Annotated in this window: 19 protein-coding genes; 2 read left to right on the top strand and 17 right to left on the bottom strand. The window is 53.6% G+C overall.

Translation table 11 applies throughout. The annotated features are described in order from the left end of the window. Nucleotides 1–189: 189 nt before the first annotated feature. On the top strand, nucleotides 190–870 hold the full coding sequence (locus tag HALTADL_RS06245; RefSeq protein WP_089672969.1) for a nucleotidyltransferase domain-containing protein: 681 nt from the start codon (nucleotides 190–192) through the stop codon (nucleotides 868–870). Then, entirely contained in the window at nucleotides 863–1,360 is a 498-nt protein-coding gene (locus tag HALTADL_RS06240; protein ID WP_089672970.1) for a hypothetical protein, read from the top strand. Before HALTADL_RS06245 ends, HALTADL_RS06240 begins: the two co-directional genes overlap by 8 nt. 284 nt (nucleotides 1,361–1,644) lie before the next feature. Here the strand turns inward: HALTADL_RS06240 and HALTADL_RS06235 are convergent, their stop codons facing one another. From HALTADL_RS06235 to HALTADL_RS06155, 17 genes are all read right to left on the bottom strand, one after another. Beyond that, nucleotides 1,645–2,541, bottom strand: coding sequence for a DNA-binding protein (locus HALTADL_RS06235; RefSeq protein WP_089672971.1), 897 nt, complete (start codon nucleotides 2,539–2,541; stop codon nucleotides 1,645–1,647). A 902-nt stretch (nucleotides 2,542–3,443) separates the two neighbouring features. After that, nucleotides 3,444–4,469 (bottom strand): hypothetical protein, encoded by a 1,026-nt coding sequence (locus HALTADL_RS06230; protein WP_089672972.1) that lies wholly within the window; start codon nucleotides 4,467–4,469, stop codon nucleotides 3,444–3,446. An 84-nt stretch (nucleotides 4,470–4,553) separates the two neighbouring features. Beyond that, the gene (locus tag HALTADL_RS06225) at nucleotides 4,554–5,348 is read right to left on the bottom strand and encodes a DUF7847 domain-containing protein (RefSeq protein ID WP_143054157.1); all 795 of its coding nucleotides are present in this window, start codon (nucleotides 5,346–5,348) and stop codon (nucleotides 4,554–4,556) included. Between the two features lie 201 nt (nucleotides 5,349–5,549). Next, nucleotides 5,550–5,708, bottom strand: a complete 159-nt coding sequence (locus HALTADL_RS17220; protein ID WP_162551682.1) for a hypothetical protein — start codon at nucleotides 5,706–5,708, stop codon at nucleotides 5,550–5,552. A gap of 150 nt (nucleotides 5,709–5,858) precedes the next feature. Further along, nucleotides 5,859–6,074 carry a hypothetical protein gene (locus HALTADL_RS06220; protein ID WP_088901724.1) on the bottom strand — a complete coding sequence of 72 codons (216 nt, stop codon included), beginning with the start codon at nucleotides 6,072–6,074 and terminating at the stop codon, nucleotides 5,859–5,861. Then, entirely contained in the window at nucleotides 6,074–6,508 is a 435-nt protein-coding gene (locus HALTADL_RS06215) for a hypothetical protein (RefSeq protein ID WP_088901725.1), read from the bottom strand. Before HALTADL_RS06215 ends, HALTADL_RS06220 begins: the two co-directional genes overlap by 1 nt. Nucleotides 6,509–6,696: 188 nt before the next feature. Next, nucleotides 6,697–7,131 (bottom strand): PIN domain-containing protein, encoded by a 435-nt coding sequence (locus HALTADL_RS06210; protein ID WP_088901726.1) that lies wholly within the window; start codon nucleotides 7,129–7,131, stop codon nucleotides 6,697–6,699. Beyond that, nucleotides 7,132–7,383: an AbrB/MazE/SpoVT family DNA-binding domain-containing protein gene (locus HALTADL_RS06205; protein ID WP_088901727.1), complete on the bottom strand. Its 252-nt coding sequence runs from the start codon at nucleotides 7,381–7,383 to the stop codon at nucleotides 7,132–7,134. Nucleotides 7,384–7,716: 333 nt separating this feature from the next. Then, the gene (locus HALTADL_RS06195; protein WP_088901728.1) at nucleotides 7,717–8,220 is read right to left on the bottom strand and encodes a winged helix-turn-helix domain-containing protein; all 504 of its coding nucleotides are present in this window, start codon (nucleotides 8,218–8,220) and stop codon (nucleotides 7,717–7,719) included. 79 nt (nucleotides 8,221–8,299) lie between these two features. Then, nucleotides 8,300–9,574 carry a phage NrS-1 polymerase family protein gene (locus HALTADL_RS06190; RefSeq protein ID WP_088901729.1) on the bottom strand — a complete coding sequence of 425 codons (1,275 nt, stop codon included), beginning with the start codon at nucleotides 9,572–9,574 and terminating at the stop codon, nucleotides 8,300–8,302. A gap of 348 nt (nucleotides 9,575–9,922) precedes the next feature. After that, the gene (locus HALTADL_RS06185; RefSeq protein WP_089672975.1) at nucleotides 9,923–14,287 is read right to left on the bottom strand and encodes a helicase HerA domain-containing protein; all 4,365 of its coding nucleotides are present in this window, start codon (nucleotides 14,285–14,287) and stop codon (nucleotides 9,923–9,925) included. After that, nucleotides 14,280–16,478 (bottom strand): VirB4 family type IV secretion system protein, encoded by a 2,199-nt coding sequence (locus tag HALTADL_RS06180; RefSeq protein WP_089672976.1) that lies wholly within the window; start codon nucleotides 16,476–16,478, stop codon nucleotides 14,280–14,282. The genes HALTADL_RS06185 and HALTADL_RS06180 overlap by 8 nt, the downstream gene beginning before the upstream one ends. Then, nucleotides 16,471–17,586 (bottom strand): hypothetical protein, encoded by a 1,116-nt coding sequence (locus HALTADL_RS06175; RefSeq protein ID WP_089672977.1) that lies wholly within the window; start codon nucleotides 17,584–17,586, stop codon nucleotides 16,471–16,473. Before HALTADL_RS06175 ends, HALTADL_RS06180 begins: the two co-directional genes overlap by 8 nt. Nucleotides 17,587–17,598: 12 nt before the next feature. Next, nucleotides 17,599–18,687 carry a hypothetical protein gene (locus HALTADL_RS06170; protein ID WP_089672978.1) on the bottom strand — a complete coding sequence of 363 codons (1,089 nt, stop codon included), beginning with the start codon at nucleotides 18,685–18,687 and terminating at the stop codon, nucleotides 17,599–17,601. A 2-nt stretch (nucleotides 18,688–18,689) separates the two neighbouring features. Further along, on the bottom strand, nucleotides 18,690–19,544 hold the full coding sequence (locus tag HALTADL_RS06165) for a hypothetical protein (protein WP_177171936.1): 855 nt from the start codon (nucleotides 19,542–19,544) through the stop codon (nucleotides 18,690–18,692). A 5-nt stretch (nucleotides 19,545–19,549) separates the two neighbouring features. Next, on the bottom strand, nucleotides 19,550–21,274 hold the full coding sequence (locus HALTADL_RS06160) for a hypothetical protein (protein WP_177171937.1): 1,725 nt from the start codon (nucleotides 21,272–21,274) through the stop codon (nucleotides 19,550–19,552). A 26-nt stretch (nucleotides 21,275–21,300) separates the two neighbouring features. After that, on the bottom strand, nucleotides 21,301–21,729 hold the full coding sequence (locus tag HALTADL_RS06155) for a hypothetical protein (protein ID WP_245708428.1): 429 nt from the start codon (nucleotides 21,727–21,729) through the stop codon (nucleotides 21,301–21,303). Between the last annotated feature and the right edge of the window lie 359 nt (nucleotides 21,730–22,088).

The following is a 22,088-nucleotide window of genomic DNA, read 5'->3' as shown; positions in this document are numbered from 1 at the left end:
TCGTCGACGTACCTCATCTGAACAGACGAAATGTACTCTCTTTCTCAAGAAGTCCTGAAGCATAGCAACTGTGTGATCTGCTCTTCGTTGGCTGATATGTTGTATATCACAAGGCCCTCGTCGACCAGTCCATGCTGAAACGCCGTTGTTTATATATACCTTGTTGCACAAGATAAGACAGTGTCCGACATGACGAAACAAGAGATGCGGATCTGTATTGATCCAGATCCAAATACCGATGCGGGGGTGTTTCGCATTGAGGCAGCAGATGATATCCTCCGCCTTCTAGCCGATGCTCACGAGACAGAGTTCACCATTCCTGAACTCGTCGACGCCACGGACGTCGCTCGCTCAACGGTATGGAGGGCTGTCGACTTACTCGATAGTATTGATGCGGTCCACATTCGAGAGACGCCACAACGAAACTACGTGTCGATCAACACAAATAATCTCGAAAAAGACGACCCTATACTGGCCATCGAACAATCGGAGTTCCACAAGCCGATCCGAGCGTTCGTCGACCAGATCCAGGAAGCAATCATTGACACAGATGATGTCGACTCACTTCTTGGAATTGTCGTCTTCGGAAGCGTCGCTCGCGCTGAAGCTGATCGACAAAGCGATATTGACCTCTTCGTTGTAGTCGACGGAGATCGAACACCTGCTCGGAGGGTCGTAACCGATGTCACCGCCGACCTCCAAGACCAGCGATTCGATGGGGATCGATTTGAGTTTGAGCCATACGTCGAATCCGCAGACAGTGCCCAAAGAGCGGGATCAAAGCTTCGTGAGATCTTCTTGGAGGGAAGTACAGTATATGAAGACGGGAAACTGCAATCAGTCCGCAAAGAGGTAATGGCCGATGAGTAGTACCCGAATCGACCAATTAGTCAACGAGGTCCAAGCAGCATTCGACCGACGACCGACACAAATCGAACCAGGCCTTGATGTCGAGGATGCTGCACTCCTCCAGTTGCGAAAGGGATGTCGACTGCTCGCCGGTGCCGACACACTTCGGGATGCAGAATACTACACACTCGTGATTGAGGCCTCGTTTGTCGCAATCGAACGGACAGTCGAGTTTCGCTTGCTCGAACGAGGAACAATGGATCCAAACGACCTTCCTGGCACACATGCAAGAGTGTATCGAGAAGCGGCCGCTATCGGGCTTTTCGCTGAATCGGTCGCCGAGGATTTAGCTGACCTGTGGCGAGAACACCGGGCGAAGACGTACTATCAAGATGGTCTTGCAGCAGCTGACCGTGCAGAGGCAATGTATGAGCTTGCCAGCGAGATTCACGAGTTTATCGTAGGCCGATCTCGACAAGGTCATGAATGTATCTGCGAATCTGGCGACTGACAGCCAGCCCAGAATACGTTAGTGTCGACGTCGAATTAACGCTACCCAACCTTTGAGAGTCGTCTACCACCTGATGATCTGAAGCAGACGAAATGTACTCTCTCCCACCTAACGTTGCTGTCAAGGTCGTGGCTGCGCGCACAGCGGCGTTCTCGTGAGCCTGCGAATGAGAACCGGTGAGACGAACGGGTTAGTCTCACCGAGCGAGCACGGAGCGGTGGGTGGGGAGGTGGGGTTTGGGTCGGCTCCGGCATAGAGCAAAAAAAGAAGACCGCCTCGACCGGCTACTCCCACCACCGACCGCGCTCAGGAGTGTGAATGGTCGACCACCCCGTCACAGCCACCGACACGCGCCCTTGGTACCAGCTCTTAGCCGCTCCGTGTATGCACACCTGCTCGCCTTCCTGGACCCACTTCGCATCCGACTTCACCCAGCTCGTGAATTTTGTTCGCCCGCTCTCATCCTCTATGAGTCCCACCTGGGCAATCGCTGGACTCGATGAATCCCACAATTGGACTACTCGACCCGCAATGCTCACCTCTTCTCGATTGATCGCCTCCAACTTCCCGATTGGAACCACCGCTCCGGGGGCCGTCTGTAATTTCTCGAACGTTCCAACCACCGCACTCGTCAGATCCAAGCCGCCGACTACGGCTTCACCCAACTGTCGACCAATCGCCGCCGTCGACCAGCCATTCAATTTCTCGGCCAACCGCATCGCCTCTCTGTTCACCGCCCCCAACTGCTCAGGAGGAAGCATCTCACGAGGATCTGCCCGATCTGGATGAACCATCGGATTCACACAGCCCGCCCGCTTCAGGAACTCCACACGCCGCGCCGTCGTCTCTTTGACCACGATCTCTCGGGTCCGCTCTTCTCGTCCCTCCTGACTTCCGAATACCGCCTTCGCACTAATCGATGCTAACTCCGCTTCCCGCCCCTGGATACGCTCTTCCTGAACGAGGGTCTTTCCGTATATGTGATCCGGGCCTGCTTCGAGACGCGCATCTGGGTGGTTTGAATCGACTTTCGCCTGGATTTCCATCTGCACCGACGGCCGGAACTCAGGAGTCTCATCGACGACCTCGAAGCCATCCTCGTCGACCGTCACTTCATCTGCATTTTCGAACGCCTGTTCATCGACCGAAACTTCATTACTGATTAGATTCCTATTTCTCATTGGAGTATATGCTCCGAAGGCGCTCACTCGGCGTCTTTTTCCGACACCACGACTCTCCAGCCGTGGCTCTCTCGATTAACCAACTCAACCATCACACGCTCTCGCTCGCGCCTTCACGAGCGCCGCTGGGCGCGAGTGAGAGCGTGTCCGAAGCAGGAAACTAATCCAGGACCGCGCGCAGTCTCAGCGAGCGCAGCGAGGTGAGGCTCGGGGCACGAACGCAGTGAGTGACCCGGTGTCTGCCTGAAGCAAGCGTCCAGCGGAGTATGTCTCGCGGGGTGAGCACGGCACAGCGCAACCCCCGAGAGATACCCGCTGGCGTCGAAGCCACATTCACTTTAGCCCGGAACGGCGAGCTTGCTCGCCGCAGCCCGGAATGGTCTGTCGCGAGCGTCGCTGAAGGCGGTAGACAGCGAGCGGGACGGGCCGTCAACAAATACAGACCAGACCACGATCACCAGAAGGCCAGCCATACAACTCGTCTCAACAGTCGACAGTTAGATCATCAATACAACAGATATGCAAGACTGCGAGCGCTTGTACAGCAGAGAGCAGAGTTAGAAAGTCATATTCCTCGGTCTGAATGAGAACCCAGCGGCGAAGTCGGGCTGTCCTGTTTCCCGCCGATTAACATGAACAGAACCGCGATAGAGATGACAGTTCTGTGGAACGAGGATTGGTTGCTGAACTCATAGTCAAAGAGTAGCACACATTGTTGAGACTGAACTGGGTGAGTACCGCAAGAATGTCGACAAGCCATACCTGTCACAGTTGGAATAATCGTAGTTCAGAGGATCAGGTTGCGCTCAGATCGCGCAGTCAACACATATGAAAATTAATTGTACCGTATGCGCATCTGTGCGGATATCGCTAATCCTGAAAGTGGAACACGAAAAGATACCTTAGGAAGGTGTAAACCGATAACCATACACGATGAGTGGTGATCCGATAACACCGACGAGTAAGAGCCCAAACAAGGCAAATCCAGCTGATAAGATGCCAGAATTGACACCCGATGTCAGAAATGTCGGAATCGTCCAGAGTGTAAGGAAAATAGGGATTGCGACGAGTATAACTCCGATTCTGAGGTACCGTTCACGCGCCAGAAGAACACCAATCAGTGGCAGTACTCCTGTCGCGATGGCAAGTACGATGCTATTGGGGGTTATCAGAACGCTCGTTCCGGATCGGAACAGTGTTATTGCACCTAGCGTGACCCCACCTGATGCAAGCGCCACACCAGCCGCACTCTTTTCGCTGAGTGGGCGGGTCTCTCCACGAATAAACGACTGAAGCAACCAGAGACCAGCAGCGGTAAACGCACCCCCGACGGAGATCAACAGTGCTCCCACTGGTCTAACAATGAACTGGCTGACAATCACTCCTGATTCAACAAACTCGGCACTGTAGTAGGTGCCGTCATCGATAACAATCCAGCCTGATTCTATCTTACCAGTCACGGGTTCGCCGGTGTCGATCGCCTCCCGTGTCGTTGTGGAGGCGTCTTCGTACGGTGTTGCAACTTCGTGTGCGACAGTTTCAGCATCGATAGGGTTCATCGTGATCGTCACTTCATCGCCGGTGGATTCGGAGTGATACTCATAGACCGCCTGGTCGACGATGAGGTACGAGAATCCTTCTCCATCAATGTGGCTGAGATCGCCGTCAAGTTGGCCTGTGAACCCACCAGTCTCGATTGCAGTATTGACTGCATCAGCATGTGCTGTTGGCTGCGTATCGGCGTTGAACTGCCGAACTTCAGGAGTGTACCGAAGTGGCTCTACGTTATTGTTTGGATCGAACGGCTCCATCGAGTACGTTGGGTCCGAAACCGTCGCCCCGAGGGCGACAAACGAGAGGATAAGTACGACTCCAAAGACGAGAAGGACGAGCGTGGCGGCATACGGATGTGACCGTAGTAGGGACATATGTGTTTGTAAGACAATAAGAAGGAAAATGATTCGATGTAGTTATCTATCCATCATATCACGTTGTTTCATTTGGTGTCTGTTTTAATCTGGGTTAATTTTTTGGTAGAATGCAACTGAGTATACACCGTAGAATGCACCAAAAATTGCAGTCAAAATCAGAGAGATTGCTAATATAAGAATAACCAGTGGCAACGAAATATCCGGTAGAGCAGTGCCTAACGCGGGTTGTGGTGAAAATAGGATTGACGACACCCCACCTAGGAGGCCAATAAGAGCACCTCCAAAGAACATAATAACAGAATACCCAGCAACACTGAAGAGATTCTGACGGACAAGCTTGACACTATACTTGAATCCCTCAATAATCTTGGTATCACTGAGAACAATGGCATGGGCGTAGAACTGGATACTAATGACGATTAGAAGATAGGCGACAACAATGAGAAGCCCAAGAATACCGATAATCGCTATTACTGCAGTACTCGGCTGTCCATTCCCAATAACAAAGCCTAGACCACCAGCAAAGAATAAAACAAATCCGGCAATTCCAAACAGAATATTTACTGCTAGTATGACGAGATATGATAATAACAGTGAAATATAATTTGATTTTCCTGCCTGAATGAAAGACCTAATTTGTGTGTGGCCAGCCAGTGCTTCATTAGCCATTCCAATGAGACCACCTTGGTAGAACGGAAGCAAGACGAGTAAGACACCAGTCATCAGTAACGAAACCAGTGCAGAAATCAATGGAGACTGTGATTGAAGAACCAGTTGAGGAATTTGTAAGAGTGTATATAACCCTGTGATAACCAAGAGGATTGGATTACGGATGAGACCACTAATCGCAGGCCGAAGGGAGTTCAGCGTAGCCATATCATGTCCTAACTTTGACCCTATATATAACCCGTAGAAATACTATCCAATTGACTTTTCATGTCGACGGCTCCTCATTGTGTCTTCATGAGAGGTACAGGGCCTTGGGATATCACAATTAGAACGTTCTACATGAAGTCAAGCAATGCACTTTTGCTATACTTAGAGACTAAGTCTTGCAGAAGCATACTCACAAGAATATCACCACAGCGACCGAGGCTTCCGTCGACGGATTTCTTCGCTAGTCCCGGCGTCCCCGTCGACGGTATCCTTGTTCTGGATGGGCTGGCCGCTCGGGTTCTCGCTCGGCGAGTTCTGCGTCAGTCGGCCGCCGTGTAGACTCTCGGCTCGGGGGCTCATACTGCTTCCACCTCTGGGCCTCCTGGGAATCATATCGGCAGGCAATCGAGCAGTACTCGGCACGCAGTGACGGCGTCGGTTGCCCGCACTCGGGACAGTGACCGTTCGGGTGACCACACGCTCGTCGGTCAGTGAGATCGAATGGCCCCATTACAGACCACCCTTGAAGACGGGAAGCTGGTGTATTGCGCCGACACCATGGCCGCGGCGGGTGAGTTCCGAGCGGATCTTGTCCCAGTCACTGACGTTCGTAAAGCCGAGCAGCTGGCGGCCGATCGTGACTTCACGAGTAAGGTGAACACGGTGTTCAGTTCGAACATCGTAGACCAGCGTGCCGCCCTCAACGTGGTCGTATTCTCGGAACATTAGAGTTCCAACTCCCGAAGCGGCCTCACACGGAAGGTATCTGGCTCCTCGACCGACTCCTGGATACCTCGCTTCGTTCCCACAGTTTCACGCGACAGTCGGTTGATCAGCGCGTTTCGAACACGTCGACGACTGAGCAGCGTATTATGCTCGCCCAGTCGGTCATCAGAATACTGCTTTTGGAACCGCTCGCCCGTATCGTCGACGGCGAAAAATCGTGTTCGCTTCTCGCCCCAGATCTCCGATGAAACGTACTCGGCAGCCACCGGTTCGTGGGTGAGCTCGACGAGGACACACTCGACGAAGGAAACAATGGAGATCGGGCTCCGATCGTTGGGCACGGTGAGTTCGAGATCTGCCCACGGTGGATCGGTCGTATAGTCGGTCTGGTTTGGATTCAGTTGGTACTGTTGTGGGTTGTATTCAGTCGACATAGGTAGTACAGAAGGCGTCTTTTGTGCGCCCTCACCCCTCAGGGGGCGATAAAATGCGGAGTCGTAACGAACACAAACACGGAGAGCTCCGTATGCCGACCGAAGTTCCTACGGCGGATTCGGCTGTTGGAGTAATCGAAGGTCACCGGTCTCAACTGTATCGCGCCACAGTTGGAAGACAGCGAGTGTCAATCGGGTTGATACGGATTTGTGGCAGTGTCGAGACGGTAGACATCTTCGGCTGCATCGAAATCATCGTCGAACGCATACAGATAGCCCAGTCCTTCGGTTTGCATATAGGCGACAATGCAGGCGTCGACGAAGGAGAACCGTTCATACTGTCGAAAGAGTGCCTTGGCCGTTGCCAGTGTGTCGGCAGTCAGTGAGTCAATATGGAAGCGAGTGTTTTCTTCGAGTCGGTCAAGGAAGTCGACAGCTGACTCGTGGCCCGCGTGTGTCGTCAGTCCGTTCAGCGTCTCTGCAAGCACATAATCGAGGACAACCGCCTCGGGGAGCCCAGCGGTATCGATTCCGTGGAGGATTTCGAGGCCATCGTCGTGGGCTCCGTCGCGGGAGTAGGCTGCTGCAAAGAGGACAGTCGTGTCGACGAGTGCACGTGGCATTTATTCGGTGTCGACGCCCCACGCGTCATGGTCGTTGGTGACGTCGGTTTGTTCGTCGCCGTCGTAGCCCTCGAACTCGCTGAATGTCCCAGTGTGCTGTTGGACGATCTGGACACGAAGTGTCCCGTCATCTTCGATCTGCCAGCGGAGTTTGTCACCGTCGTCTATATCGAGCTCTCGACGGATACGAGCGGGGATATTTGCCTGATTCCCCGACACCTTGCTCTCGGAGTCGACGTGTTCACTGCTCATACACAATTAAGATGGTCCGCTTATTTAAATACTAGTGTGCCAACACACTACTCTGCGTATCTGGTCGATATAGATTCACACTGTAACAGACCACGATCAAATAATAGAGCACTGTAATCATAGAATAATATCTCTTAGTCGTCCAGGTAACGTCGAATCGACCGGATTCGGCCTCAATACCATCGCCGAGATAGAGATGAACTGCTCCTGGATTGAGTAGATCGTCGAATTCAGTAGAGGTGACCAGTGGTTCGTAGTCCTCGGCGATCGTCCGAACCCGTACCATTAGATCTGAATCAGGGCCACCCGTGTCGACTCGATCTCAGTCGTCTGTCACACTTCGGCCTCGGCCAGTCGGTGTGCTTCGTCAACCTGGATAGCAGCCTTCGCAATCGCAAGGTTGCGACGTGTCGACTGCCACTGTCCGATATCACTCCATCCCTCGTCGCCGGGTTCGAGTTCGATCACGAGATCCTCGGGACTCTCAACGCCGTAGGTCTCACGGAACTCCGCGATTGATTCTTTCATCTCCTGGACGGCCTCGACCAGTTCTTGGTGTGAACACGTCGTGCGCAGTTCTTCGATCCGTCTATCGACGAGTCGACCTTGATTGCGTTTGTACAGGGTAGTACGGCCGTCCTGTTCGGTGGTGCCGATCCCCTCCTCGACGAGTTCATTGAGGTACTTTCTGGTAGTCGGTTCGCTCACGCGAGCGCGGTCTGCAATGGCGCTTACTTTCGAATAGGTGGTTGTCTCCTCGAGTATCTCTTTGATGCGCTCTCGGGCCGTAGTCGACTCCACCCACTCGTCGACCATCCGTTCGTTGATATCGGTCATTGCTACTAATTCGCCCCCATAGCAAAAATATCTTTCCTAGGGTCGCATATATTATTCAATATTGGCGAGTCGACTCGTCTTATCTACGTGAGAACCGCTGCTTAGTCCGTTTCCACATAGAGTCTGTGCTAGACTCCTCTACGTCTTCCTGGAGAACTGGTTGTGTCTCCTGATCACGACTGGTCAGCTCATCTTTGAGTCGTTGATTTTCAGTTTCGAGTGCATCGACACGCTCGTTTTTCTGTTCAAGCGTGGCTTCGAGTTCGTCGACACGCTCGGCCAAGAGTCGATTTTTCTCGGTGAGATACGCCTGACTACGTGTTGATTCCTCTACGACAACGCCAACATCAGTGGTAGCCTCACCCGATGGTTCACTCGTGATTTGAGATTGCTTGGATTGGTTCCCACGACCAGGATCGTAGAACTCCGAGGTGTTCGAAATCGCTCTCTCGATAGTCTTCTCACCGTAGGTCGACCCATCGGCAAAGTGGACCTCATCCCATTTCTCACGCAGCAAGCCCGACTGACGGAACAACCGATCCATTTGTCTCTGGTTACCGCCACTCCAGAAAGCCAGTAAACAACACAAGGCCATATCGGCCTCAGAGTTGCTTTCATATCCACCAGTGTTCCCTCCCCAGAGTCGCTCGAACTTCGGTCCGTTTGAAGCACGCCGAGCTTTCTCCAAGAGTTTCTCATCATCGAGATCAGCGTTCGCGTTGTCGACCGTAGCGTCAGTACTATCAATGGTGTCTGACTGGTCCTCAGATCCCCCACGATTCGGTGAGTTGGACTTCTCATCACTGCTGGACCTTTGGACGTATTCACGATGGATAGCCACGAGTGCGTCTTGTCGACGCGCTATGTGGGTCGGAGTCTCCTGGATGTGCTCTCCGGTGACGGTGAAAAACCGAGCCCTGTCGTACAGTTCAATGTGTCCCCGTCGGTTTCGGCCTTCGGGGAGTTCGCCTTCGATGAGCACATGATAGCCGGTTCCAGACGGCGAGATTTCTGTATAGGAGTCGAGCCGTTCGATGATGTCCTGGGCCTCAGAGTCGACCTCACCAGTCTCGGGATCGCGACAGTCATCGAGGTCGACGCCGACAATCGGATCGTCGTCAGTAAAGACGAATCCCACGCCATCGGCCTTCCCTGTTCGGGCGTATTCGAGGGCGATTTCGAAACCAGCCCATGTCTCGGGGTCAGTCGACGATGCGAACCCACCACCTCCAGGAGTTACCGGTATTTTTGTTGTGTTGCCATCTCGTTGAGTTTTCTTCCAGCAGACCCACTGTTCACGTTCGCAGATTGTCTCCGGAATAGTTGTCTTATCTGCCAGTACTCTGTTGCTCATTTTTTCTCTCCATCCATCGCTCTCATCGCCATCGAGCGTCGACAAAATTCACGCCGTGCCGAATTCCGATCCAATCCCTTGGTCCCAACGGGGACCCCCCGTCCTATACTAGTTGGTTTTTGCCGTAACGGATTTCCAATTTGAGCAGGAAATCCCGTGAGATTAGCCTGAACAGCATGTACGGCATAATCGTTAAGACACCGCTGTGTTACGCCAAGCTTGAATTTGCTGTAACAGCACTCCGTCTTGCGTTTTTGCGTTTTTCGTCGGGCAATAGTAGTCGAACAGTATCGGAGTAACACGAAATGCTGTTCACCCGCCCCAGAGCGGCTGAAACATCTAAATCTGTTATTCATCTCCAACCTCGCCATGTCTGAGTCTGATGCCCTTGTAGCATCGTATAGGAACGCCATCCTGTCGTTCAGTCGTTCGTTCAAACGAGATTTGATTGTTGAGACGCCGACCGAACCAGCTCTTTGAGTCCGGCTCTATATCCTGCTTTTCAGCCCACGACTGATACACCTCATAGACCTCGACTGAAGTTGCCACTCCGTCCTCATCTTCGACGATCCACTGCGATGCAAACTGTCCGATTGCAGCATCTGGATCGTCCTTCCAACTTGATTCTTGAGAGGGAGTTGTTGGCTGCTCACCGTGGGAATTTTCCTCAGAGGTTGTCGACCCAGAACCTTGTTCCCCATCTGAGGAATGAGTCCCATCACCCGTCGACTCAGGTTGAACAGTGGTGAATGAAGTCTCTAAGAGCGTATGGAGTGGGCTCGTGACTCCGTCAGAGTAGGCCATTGGTTCACCGTCGACGGGGAGGATGACGATGCAATAAGAATCGCTCCCAAAGGCAGGCTCTTGGAGACAATCTTCTGGGACAAACGGGATTTTGATCGGAACCCACTCTTTCTCAAACGCTGTTTTCGACTCGTAAGTATGAGTTTCACCGGGCTCGTAAACCAGATACTCGTTCGCGGTGTGATCATAGCTGTATATTGCGGGAACGCGGTCTTTCGTCACTGCTGAAAGCGATCCCAATCGTACGTACTCTGTTCGAGTTCCATCGTAGAGAACAATCGAATCGTCTTCTCGCACCCAGATGCTTCGACGGTTGTCGTCACTTCCTGTAACGGGGCGAATAGCAGTGACTCCGCCCTCTTCGGTTGCACCTCCATTGAATGTGATTGGCGAGTCGTCGGTGTAGAATCGTATCTCGCCGCTCTGAAGCTCTCGAACAGGCGGCGAAAGGATTCCTTCGACACGCTTGGCCCAATCTAGCTCTGAATTTCCCGGGCGAACGACGAAGAGGGGTATCTCTCCTGCTTGCTGAGCTTTCCGAAGGTTAGTGAGCACCTTCGCTGGGTTCTCTGGGGTGGTCGTTTCGACCTCAATAGCGAACGTTTCGTCCAGTTCGGGATGGGTGGCCCGTCCATCGGGCTTCTCACTTCCATCCTGTGAGAGAATCGAGACGGTAAATCCGAGCGTAGTGAGCTCCTCCTCGATCTGGAGGAGTGCATCATCGTGGCCACTACCACCAGCAGCTTGTACCCCACCTGTGTCGGGGGCAGCTACGTCTTCGCCCGCTGCAGTGAGCCGAACAACGACCTCGTCGACATCAAGATCGACGCTCGTCTCTAGGAACCGGGTGCGTTGGCGGATGTCTGCCAATTCATTGTATGATGGCGGGTCAACCTCAACGTCTTCGAACAGTCGACGGAGTTCTTGATCGACCTGCTCGACTGCTACCTCCCCATTTTCATCACGGACTCCATCTCGAAGCTGCAAACTCCGTACTACCTTTGCGAGGGCGACATCCAGTTTGTCGTCAGTGACGCTGAGAACCTCACGGAGCGCTGCTGGTGTTTGTGTGGTAGGAGCTGCTGATTCCGGCACTCCGAATGTGTTGGTTGCTCGGCTATGTATCGCCGAGAGTTTTTCATCGAATTGAGCTTCTTCACGAGGCGTGAGTGGGTAGTCGCTCTCGGGATGGCCTGCTGGAATTGGAAGTGGTTTGATACTGAATGGATACGGTCCTGTCTCTCCAAATGTTGGACTCGGCAGGCTGGCAATCCATTCCCCCCGAGGCAGTGATCGAATCCGGTTTGCGAAGTCGACGGGGTCCATTTCCTCGTGGGCCATTGCTCGGGCCAACTCTCGGTCGACATTGATCTTCCCAATGAGCGAGCTCCCGATGTTGTTCAAGGCGTTGAGGTAGACTTTCCGACCGCCTTCGACCTCCATCTGTTCGGGAAACTGCATCGACAAGCCCACCGAGAGGCGGAAGCCTCGACCCTTTTCAAGGAGATCGTTCATGATGCCCGAGACCACGACCGATGCGGCCTCGTCGACGATCAGGTTCACAACGTAGTCCTCTGGGTACTGTGCGAGGTCGCGTTTTCGCTCTTTGAGCGCATCATCGAGATTGGTCAGAATCACACCCGTCATGATGCGGGCTGCCTCCTCGCGAAGATCGCCGAGGTCGAACAGGATGACCGTGTTCTCGTCGATGAGATCACGGAAATCGAACCGGTTTTCGGTGTTGTTGAAGATGCGTCGCAGGTGGGTATCCTGCGAAATGTATGCCAGACGGTTCCCCACACCGCCCATCACGTTCCCGAACGTCTTTGAGTCGAGTTGGAGTTGCCGGCGAATCACTCGAATGACTTCCTCGTCGTCTGATTGAGGAGCTTCATCGGGATTCGGTTGTGGTGGGCCAGCCTCCCAGAGCTTGTCGACAGCATATTCGAGCTGGCGGTGAGCAAAATAGTCGGTCGACTCACGGTAGAGCCCATTTTCCCGACCATACTCCTCATCGAAGAGGGTCTTGATAAGAGTCTTAATCAACGTGGGGGCAACCGTAGCCCGCTCGTATCGATTCTCGCCCATCACGAGTTTCAGGATCTCTTCGTTGTGGTCTGCCTTCCTCTGGACAGCATCCACACGCCGTCGACCGCGTTCCATCGACGGTTCGAGATCGAAGAACGAAAAGCCGGGAAGGATATCAGGAACCGGGAAGTGGATCACGTTCTCTTCGAGGTCGGTGGTTCCAAACTTGCGAGCATGAGCCCGCATATAGTTCTGGGTCATCCCGTCGCCTTTCGGATCGATGAGGATGACCGGCCCCTCTGTGTTTTCGTACAGTGAGAGGATGTCGTTGATCAGCGCCTTCGATTTTCCTGAACCGGTAGTCCCGAATCGGCCGTAGTGCGTTGGTAGCAAGCCCGGCGGGATGTGTGTCGGAACGTCTTCGGCCTCCCCATTCTCGCTGAGTGCATACCCGATGGCCATTCCATCAGTGAACTCACGCATGAGATCCTGATGAGGACGGGGCAGCGGATTTCGACTCTGCTGTTCTGCACGTGTGCCTCTCGTACCCTCGACGCTGAGTTGGTCAGCCGAAGGCACGAGAATGAAGTTGGCGAGTTCGTCGCCACTCAGTACCAGATCGGGACGTGTCTTTCCGCGGCCAGTCGTGAGCTCCCGATTGAGAACACGCTTGAGCAGTGTCCGGCCTTTCTTTTTCTTCGTTGCTTCTCGCCATCCGCGATCTCCTACTGCTTGGCCCTCTATTCCATAGAATGGGCCATCAAGTGGATCAAAAACAGGTCGAAGGGAAGCAATCTGCGAGTCGAGTAGCTCACCGTTCTCAGGTGGCACTACAACAGCACGCAAATTAGCTGTGAACGTCCGACTGGAATTTTTAGCCGTGATCCGATCAATTCGTTCTTGGACTGTCTCGCTCAGCTTCCGTTCGGTTGTACTCGTCGACTGATCATCGAACTCCAGAAGTGGCCCAAGTATTTCTTGAGAGAGTGTATCACGACCATCCGCAAGATCCTCCTTCCGAAGGTCTCCGTCGGCCTTCCAGCTGTCGCGGCGCTCGAAAACGACTTGAAATGCAATCGGGAGTTCGATATCGCTCAACTGGTCGATGAGTGTCACCAGTGGGGAAGTAATCGATCTGGTCGACGTCCCGTTCAGAGACTCTGTAAAGGGCGTCAACGTCGTCATCCAGTCTTTCTTCCGAATGGCGGTCCCACACCAGCGGACTCCTCGGGGATGCAGTGAATCTATGGCTGGACGAGCGAGAATGGTATCTCGATCCGTCAACGTCGGTTTGTCACTCGGGAGTTGGCTGTCATCAGGAGAGCGGGCATTCGAGGAGCCGACCACGACAGCGTTGTCTCCGATCTCGATCCACGTCTCGCTGTCTTCGTCGGCTACGATACCACCATCTTCCACAGGCGGTTCTGTACTCGAAGCTGCCTTGTCTGCATCACTATGTTCGGGACTATCGCTGGCTACCGTTCTCGTCTCCTCGTCAGCATACTCATACAGTAAATCACCACCGTTCACTGCCTCTGCAAACTCTTCACGAGAGAACTCAACAGCCGGGACAAGCTTTGTTTCGAGGTCGACCTCGACGCGTTCGATATCGAACGTCGTGGGGTAGATAGACCGTAGACGAGTCTCCAGTGTGTCAAAATGTTCGTCGACACCATAGTAGAACTCAACTGGCTCGTCTTTGCCCTCACTGAGTGCGAGAAATTCAAACCGAGGTGGGTGGCTGCTGTGCAGCGGATTCAACGCGTTCAGTAGACCACCCGACCCTTCACTGGCCAGTTTGTGCAGGCTCGTGAGAACAGTAGGAATCTCACTGGCTGTGACTTCTTCAGATGTGGGTGTAACCCGGAGGTACTCACGCATTGTCCTCACCCTCCAGTAGACCGCCGTCGGGCTTCGGAGAGACGGCGTCTGATTGTCGATCATCTCCATTGGTCGACTGCTTTTCTAGCTGCTCTCGGAACCGCTCAGTATCCCCCTCTATAGCTGTCTCGCCAGCACCGGGGAGTGTCGACCGTCCCTTGCTCGGATCGAAGTCGATCACCTGCTTCTCCTTGGCCATTGCTTCGACCCGAATCCCGCGCCACTCTCCGTCGACGCCGACGAGTGCCTCAGAAAAGCCAGCCTCCTCGTTGCCGGGAACCGCATCCTGTACGTAGCGCATCTGGGCGTAGTTCAGCCCAAATTCCTTCGCCCACTGGTCGTCCATTCCGTCGAGGCGATGGAACTGTTTGACCGCACACTGATCGAGGATCGCCTCGGATTCGGTATGCTGGAAGAACTCATCGACAGTCTGAGTCACCAGTCGAATCGAGAGGTCGTGGTGTCGGTGATGCCGGAACACCGTCTCTAAGAATGAGAGACTCGCCGCGTCCTGCATGATGTAGCGAGCCTCGTCGATGACGAAGACGACCTCCTTGTCTGTCTCTTTTGCTCGCTCGTAGACAAGCGAGATTAGCAACTGCATTGTGAGCGCCGTGCTACTGTCGACGCTGCCTTCCTGCTGGGCGAGATCGAGGTAGATTACCTTCTCGTCGCGGATGTCGAACTCCGAATTCTTCCCGAGGTTCGCGTGTCGACCATCCTCTTCGAAGGGTCGAAGCTGATCGAGGAGCCACGTCGCATCTTCGCGGATCTTCCCTGCTTCTTCGTCCGATCGGACGACAAACTCCTCTGGATTGTCGACCATCTCCTCGAAGAGGTCCATCATCGTGCGGATCGTCGGACTGGGATTGCCGTGGGTTGAGATGTCGTCGGAGATCTCGTTGCGTCTGTAGGCGCGCTTGAGGCCCAACTCAAGTGTTGTTCGGCGGTCTCCCAACGAGATACCACGAAGGGCAAAGAAGTTCGTCAGGAAGCTCATGGCGTCGTCAAGCTTCTCGTTGAACGGGCTCGCATCCTCGCCCATCGCTCGTTGGACGTGGTCGGGCGTACGGCGAATCTCCAGAGGATTGAGACCGAGTGTCCCACCGACGGTAATTCGCTTCGCATCGAGGGCCTCGGAGACGCCTGCCCAGTTGTTCAGCGGTTCGAGGATGATCCCGATTCGGTCCTTGCTCTGCTCGATAGAGCGGATGAAGTTCTGTTTCGAGCCAAACGACTTGCCAGAGCCGGTATCGCCCACGGTGAACATCGCATACCCATTGTCACGGTCAAACGGATCGATCACGACAGGGCTCTGGTTGTCTTTGTGAATCCCGAACTCGACTCCCCCTTCTTCCAGGATAGTTGCGTTGTGCGGTGAGGCGAGTAATGCGCCAACTGCCCCACCGAGCGCGATTGATTCACGACCGAAGACGTTGCCCCCGATTGGGGCCGCAGACTGCAAGGCGAGGTCCTGTCGACATATCGCAGTCTTTGGCATAAGGTTCGCAGGCTCATCACGGAGTGCGCTCTTGACCTTCTGGACTGCGTCCTGCAGGTCGTCCTTGTCGTCTGCTCGAACGGTGACAAAGAGTGCCTGCCCAAAGACGTTCGCCCCATTCTCGACGGCTTTGTAGGTCAGTGCGGCTTCGTTGGCGCGTTCCTGAAGGTAGGAACTACGGATACTCTGTTCAAGATCGGCGTCGACTTGAAGATCGTCAGCCAAATCTTGGAGTTCGTTCCGAGCTCGTTGTTGATTCTTCGGCGTGATATGGGTCGTCAGATCGAATTCGACGTCAGTTAGCTCGAAGAGATCACTGAGATATCCGTCGCTCGGATAATCAGGGTAGTCAGCGATGTAGAGTGTCGACGTCCACTGCTCACCGACGTGAGCGGCTCGTGTGTCCCATTCGATGGCTGCGGGTGCGGTCACCGTTTTGTGGGACTCAGAGATATCATCGAGCAGCTGGCCCTCGGCCTGACCCTGTTCAAGCGTCTCCTCGTCGAGGAGGTCTGTGAAGTCGACCTCCGGTTCGTCGTCCGTATTGCGCCTCTCCCAGAGAATTTTCCCGGCGACGCCGATACCGACGATCAACACAAGGTAGATGGCAGCACCCTCAGTCGACGTTGGATTCAGGAGATACTCACTAAGCTGGGCGAGAACTCCACTCGACTGCAAAACACTACTCATCGGTCTCATCCTCCCGGTATGAGTGGCCGATGATCGGTTGCTTGCGAACAACGTGTGCTGCCTCGTCCTGATCGTGCTCGCGACCGTTCCAGAAGTCCATATTCAGTACGAACAGCTCGACGGTGCTGAGACGCCGCGCCGACCAGCCAGAGGCTTGCTGAATGAACTCCGTCTGGATGTCGTTGACTCGGCTATCGAGCTTCTCGAACATCTTGACGCGGCGTTCAACGTCGGTGAAATCTTCTCGCCGAGTCACAAATGGGTTGAACAGAAACCCGATAACGGGGAACTGAGTTAGCTTCTCAGCAGGCGTACCTTCGTCCCGGAAGCGATCATAGACTTCCAGCGGAGTGACCTCGACGCCGATGTAGTACCGCATCTGTTGGGTACCCCGCTCGCGCATTTCTCTGGGTCGTGTCTCTTGGTATTCTTCGAGGAGTTCACGGAAGATCGTATTCTGCGTGACGTCCTCATCACTGAGTCGCTCTTCGATTGTCTCGGTGATTTGTTCGACCGGAAATGCACGGGTTGTCGCGTGTAGCTTAAGCTTAGAATCGAGTTCTTTGTTGGCGAATTCTTCGCCTGCCTCCTGGAGCTGTGCCCAGTCAGTCGACATTGCGAAATCCATGTTTCCCGGGGAGATCTCGATGAACGCTTCCATGGTGCCGTCGGTACGCTGGATCGCTCCGGCACCCGGCCATGCTCGCTCTACGTTCGTGAGGTCCTGCGTTCGCTCATCAGGCTTGAACGGTGTGTAGTTAGCGAGGCCGCCCTCATTGCGGACGGTCTCGTTCGTTTCGCTGTCGGCCTCGGCTGGTGCGTTGAACGTAACCTGCGGCCGTTTGACGTACCGGTAGACATCTTTCGTCCACGTCCACGCGTTCACGTGATCGGGAGAGACGTAGATGACTGCGAAGCCAAATCCGAGACCGCCCACTACGAATGGAAGGGCAAGTGAGTCGACTCCGGTGAGGCCAGCGATGAGAAGTCCGATGATCGGAAAGGAGATGAGTACTCCAACGTCGCCCTCCTCGATGTTGAGGTAAGGAATACGGCTTTCTTCGCCGAACTGATCCATGATCCGTCGTGCTGCTGCGTCTTGATCCATTAGTTCGAATTTTCAGTAGATTCCGCGGTCGTACTCGGTACGCCGGTAGGATGGTGCGTTGTTCGATTCAGCACTGTTCTCGTCAGTCGAATCCGTGTCTGAGCTGCCATTCCGCCCAGCGACCTTCTGGGCGACTGCCTGCCCAGCGGCAGCTCTCGGGCCCCACTGTGCAGCAGTCGTCGCAACCCCAGCACCGCCGACATACGCGCCAGCAGCGACTCCACCGATGAGAGCCGCGCTTTTGGTCGTCCCACCGATGACCTTGGCAGTCAGCGGTGTCGCGTATTTGAACGTCTTCCAGGTGAGGTAGAGAGCAATCAAGGGTAGCGATGCTGCAACTAAGTACTTCAAAAATGAACCATCCGGAGTGAGGCCATTCTGGGAGTAAAGCAGATCGTAGCCTTTGAACACTACTGCTGCTGGGAGGGGAAGAACTGCGAGCGGGACAAAACGCTTGATAAATCCCGTTGCGATTTCAGACAGAATTGGTATATTACCGTAGCCGAATGCAAATGCTATCGGCATCGTATAGACGTAAACATAGAGGAGAATCTCTCGAATGTAGTAGAGCGCTTGGAGTGCCCACATAGAAACACCTCCAATAAAAGCAAACAGAAAAGAGAGACCAGGATTGGTCAATGACTCTCTAAGAAAGTCGATCATCACACTGCCTAGCGTATTTAGACTGGGCATCAGGGCGATTGTGAAGCCATCTACTAGATAGAGTCCTAGAACACCCATCCAATACCAAGTGATAATTAAGAAAGCACCAACCCAAGCGGTCTTTTTTGTTCTTCTATCTTCGTATGCACTCCCGATGTTGAATATTCGAATCGTATGTCGACCTTGAACACAGATTACGAGAAGGAGTAGTGAGATGACCATAATCTCACCACCTACCAAAGAATCTCTTATTACTGGCCAAGGACCGTTTATCGGTGTTCCAAAGACAAATGCTCCATCCGTTTGGGGGATCGGTGTGCCGAACATTTCCTCAGTGAGAGTTTCATATCCGGTAGTCAATCCCTCCATGAAGAGACCAATAACCCAGTCGACAACGTCTTTGAATCCCTCTAAGACGACATCAATCAAATCAACCATCACTACACCTCACTAATTGTAATATTACAATTATCGTACTCGTCTGAATCAGAGTAGCGAATAGTGTAAGTGCTCGATATATCATTCCCCACTCGTGTTTCTAAAGAGAGGTCAAATTCACCAGTTTGCTCTTCGGCTGTACAAGATGTACCTTCTCCACGAATGAAAGTAAATGGTGAGCGGTAGCTGTAGAGGGTGAGTTGCTCCTTAGGACCTATTATGACCTCCTCTGTTTCTACATCTGCATTAGGATCGTATATGCCACTTACACCAGCATGGTCTGCATAATTCGTCCCCTCTTCATCAGAAGGATACGGAACATCACCTGTGAAGAGTAGTTTTGTGATTGCATCAGGTCCGCTACCTCGGTTCTCAACAGATACAAAAGCCTCTTTAGCGATTGCTCTGCCCGATCCATCCCACATCTGTTCGGGTTGGTTCCTTCCAATTCCCATCTCCACTATTCGAAGATCCGGCTGAATAGGGTACGAAACCTCAGCCTCTGTTTCTCCCCCATTCAGCGCAACGATACGGTACTCGCCGGGCACATAACTGGTTCTGAGGTCGAACGAGACCTGTTGGGCACCGGTGGCCACCTTACGTTGGCCGAAGAACTCGCCGTTCGGTTCGATTAGGTTGATCTGGTCGACCTCGGCTCCTGTGGTGAGTTCGACAACGAGGGTCGTCCCCTCGACGGCGACACGCTCGATCTGGTCCTGACCCGCTAATGGGTCAGTTCCGTCATCGGGAGTTCCAGAGTCATTATCGCCAAGACAACCAGCGAGGCCTGCCAGTACCGTACCTGCAACGGTTCGAAAGACGGTGCGTCTGCTAATGTGTGAATTTGGTGTAGTCATGATTCTTATTCGAAGAAGTCCTCCGGGCCAAGCATCCGGAGCAATCGATGGCCCGCATAGAACATCACAAAGAACGGGATGAGCTGCCAACCTGCGTTGAAAATCAATTCAAACCAGCTATCGAGCGTCCCGAGTGGATGCCAGCGAGTAGTCGCTGTGTCACGAACGTACGCTGGGTTGTGGCTGAGCCACGACCCGGGATGGTAGGTTGCTGTGTAGAGTCCAGGAGAGTCGACTGTGAGCAGTGCGACTCCAGACTCGTTGGTCACGAGGCGCTGATCGTCGACGGTGATATAGCCATTCCGAATATCCCCACCAAGGGGAGCCAGTCGACCGTCGGTATCGAGGACGATCGGCTCACCAGTCTGGTTGTCACGAAGCTCGACACGCAATGTAGCGTGTGAGGAGTTCTGGTCGACAACTGCAATAGAGAGATTACTCCGTCGAAGTTGTCGCTCGGAGCCAGACGCATACTCAATGAGTGATGCGCTCACTCCCCGAACGATTCCATCGACACGAAGTGCGTCTCGATCTACTGTTTCGGCTCGAACAGCGACACCGTAGGTCGGCGTGTAGGATTGATCTACGATCTCGATATTGACGTTCTCACCGATTGTGTCGACTGGTGACTGTCGTTCAGTCCCCCATGTGTCGGTGATTATCGGGCCGTCTCGTTCGGGTTCAGCACGTGGACCAATCCGAGAGGGATACGCATGAACGTAGACCGGAATCGCCTCGGAGTCGACTGTATCGCTACCATAGTGATCTGATTCGACGAGCCTGTCCCAGTTAGAATCGCGAGTGGTGTAGAACCGCCAGACACCCCGTACTTTTGCGTCGGTATCTGCTGTTAGCGTATACCCCTGCCACGGTCGGTACTGGAAGATTACAACCCCAGTATCACCATTCGGATATTCAGCGTAGGATGTGGTCGCAATGAGATCGTAGATCTCGACATCGATCGAATCAGAAACCGTTCGTCTCTCAGTCGGGTAGTCGACAGAGACGTCGGTGTAGTTCCCCCGATCAATTCGCGTTGTTTTCTTCAGCCGGGTATGGATGTCTGCTTCTAGTGTAAGACGTGTACTCCGTCCCCCCTTGAATTGATAGTCGAGGACAGGCGTGTGTGACCCATCAGTCCGTGCAATTGTCTCTCCGTCTTTCTTCAATCGTACTTCCTGGATCGCGTGATCAGTAAGCGACCAGTCGACCGTTGTACTCCCCGACGAGTCATCCTCTGGAACTCTTACCCGGTAGTCGATGAATCCACGCATCGTTCCCTCTGGGGCGATATAGAGTGGGGTTTCATCGGAATCGAGGTGACCTCGCGTCGACGGCTGGACGGCGAAGACGGTCGCATGGGCATCCTTGATGTATGTCCCACTGTCGAGTGATGCGTGGGGTGGATGAACGGAAAGATCCGAACCACCTGCTTCGAGGTCCTCGAAGTCGTTGCGTGTCCACGTCTCAGCGGTCGCAGGTGGTCGCTTGAACGTGATGTCGGTCCCATTCGCAACCTGAGCTGCGGTCGACCGTTCGTGGCCGTAGCGCTGGTAGTACTCCTCTTGGCTGATATAGTTATCAGAGTCACCTGACCAGAGTGTGGCCGTCTCATTCGCAGAGAGACCGTTTTCTGCTGTTCCAGGAAGTGGCGGACTTGCTGTGACGACACCTGTGGCTACACAACCCACCAAGAGAACGCCCAGTAGTACCGAGAGGTGCCCCTGCATGTGGTCTGTTGAGAGCAGCCCCCAGCTCACCAAGGCGAGAGATTAACGCACTCTGCCAGTGGAAGGCCCATGATCGATCCGGCAACCGTGTACAGTGGACCGAGGATCACGAGGATGACAGCCGACTTCATCGCTGATCGTTTGTGCTGTTTGATCCCTCTCTTCTGTTCGGGATCGAGCGTGAACATATCGACGAGGGAATCGGCCTGCCAGACCACTACAAGACCCATAATACCGAGAGCTGTCGTAATCTGGAAGAATCCCTCAATCATGCCCGGGAGATTCTCGGCATCGCACACAGAGCTCTGCAGCGGCTGTTGAGCAACAACTGGGTCGACCGCGACCGCCGACAGCAGGATCGCCGTCAGAGCTGTGAGCCCGAAGGTGAGTCCAGGAGGTCGACGGGGACGAGCGTTCGTATGTTCCTGCAAGGAGGAATCGTCAGTCTGTGACATATGTGGTGATTAGTGGCCAATCCGCTACCGCCCGGAATGTCGGAGATTCGTGGTAGCATGGAATTGGCTCTGAGAGATACTACTGAGCAACCGGTATATAAACTTGGACATTCGTACGTATAGTATAAATACCGATTGAATTGGTAACTATCTGGTAATAGCGTAGAGAATCCTTTCGGCGAGTATATACCTCCCAGACAATAATCAAGCACTAAGTCATATGTATCGAGAGGTTGATTGGGCCGTACCCGCAGATCCGTATATTCTCGAAGAGCTAAGCAAATACGAGGGGTGGCACACGGCAAAAAATCTAGAGATAAACACTAAATTCAGTCGACAGTGGGCCTCACAACGCTGTC

It is taken from the genome of Halohasta litchfieldiae (genome assembly GCF_002788215.1).
Classification (GTDB): Archaea; Halobacteriota; Halobacteria; order Halobacteriales; family Haloferacaceae; genus Halohasta; species Halohasta litchfieldiae.
This window is presented reverse-complemented; position numbering and strand designations above follow the sequence as displayed.

Coding starts and splice junctions, on each gene's coding strand:
- HALTADL_RS06245 (WP_089672969.1), top strand. CDS start 190: ATGACGAAACAAGAGATGCGGATCTGTATTGATCCAGATCCAAATACC.
- HALTADL_RS06240 (WP_089672970.1), top strand. CDS start 863: ATGAGTAGTACCCGAATCGACCAATTAGTCAACGAGGTCCAAGCAGCA.
- HALTADL_RS06235 (WP_089672971.1), bottom strand. CDS start 2,541: ATGAGAAATAGGAATCTAATCAGTAATGAAGTTTCGGTCGATGAACAG.
- HALTADL_RS06230 (WP_089672972.1), bottom strand. CDS start 4,469: ATGTCCCTACTACGGTCACATCCGTATGCCGCCACGCTCGTCCTTCTC.
- HALTADL_RS06225 (WP_143054157.1), bottom strand. CDS start 5,348: ATGGCTACGCTGAACTCCCTTCGGCCTGCGATTAGTGGTCTCATCCGT.
- HALTADL_RS17220 (WP_162551682.1), bottom strand. CDS start 5,708: ATGAGCCCCCGAGCCGAGAGTCTACACGGCGGCCGACTGACGCAGAAC.
- HALTADL_RS06220 (WP_088901724.1), bottom strand. CDS start 6,074: ATGTTCCGAGAATACGACCACGTTGAGGGCGGCACGCTGGTCTACGAT.
- HALTADL_RS06215 (WP_088901725.1), bottom strand. CDS start 6,508: ATGTCGACTGAATACAACCCACAACAGTACCAACTGAATCCAAACCAG.
- HALTADL_RS06210 (WP_088901726.1), bottom strand. CDS start 7,131: ATGCCACGTGCACTCGTCGACACGACTGTCCTCTTTGCAGCAGCCTAC.
- HALTADL_RS06205 (WP_088901727.1), bottom strand. CDS start 7,383: ATGAGCAGTGAACACGTCGACTCCGAGAGCAAGGTGTCGGGGAATCAG.
- HALTADL_RS06195 (WP_088901728.1), bottom strand. CDS start 8,220: ATGACCGATATCAACGAACGGATGGTCGACGAGTGGGTGGAGTCGACT.
- HALTADL_RS06190 (WP_088901729.1), bottom strand. CDS start 9,574: ATGAGCAACAGAGTACTGGCAGATAAGACAACTATTCCGGAGACAATC.
- HALTADL_RS06185 (WP_089672975.1), bottom strand. CDS start 14,287: ATGCGTGAGTACCTCCGGGTTACACCCACATCTGAAGAAGTCACAGCC.
- HALTADL_RS06180 (WP_089672976.1), bottom strand. CDS start 16,478: ATGAGTAGTGTTTTGCAGTCGAGTGGAGTTCTCGCCCAGCTTAGTGAG.
- HALTADL_RS06175 (WP_089672977.1), bottom strand. CDS start 17,586: ATGGATCAAGACGCAGCAGCACGACGGATCATGGATCAGTTCGGCGAA.
- HALTADL_RS06170 (WP_089672978.1), bottom strand. CDS start 18,687: ATGGTTGATTTGATTGATGTCGTCTTAGAGGGATTCAAAGACGTTGTC.
- HALTADL_RS06165 (WP_177171936.1), bottom strand. CDS start 19,544: ATGACTACACCAAATTCACACATTAGCAGACGCACCGTCTTTCGAACC.
- HALTADL_RS06160 (WP_177171937.1), bottom strand. CDS start 21,274: ATGCAGGGGCACCTCTCGGTACTACTGGGCGTTCTCTTGGTGGGTTGT.
- HALTADL_RS06155 (WP_245708428.1), bottom strand. CDS start 21,729: ATGTCACAGACTGACGATTCCTCCTTGCAGGAACATACGAACGCTCGT.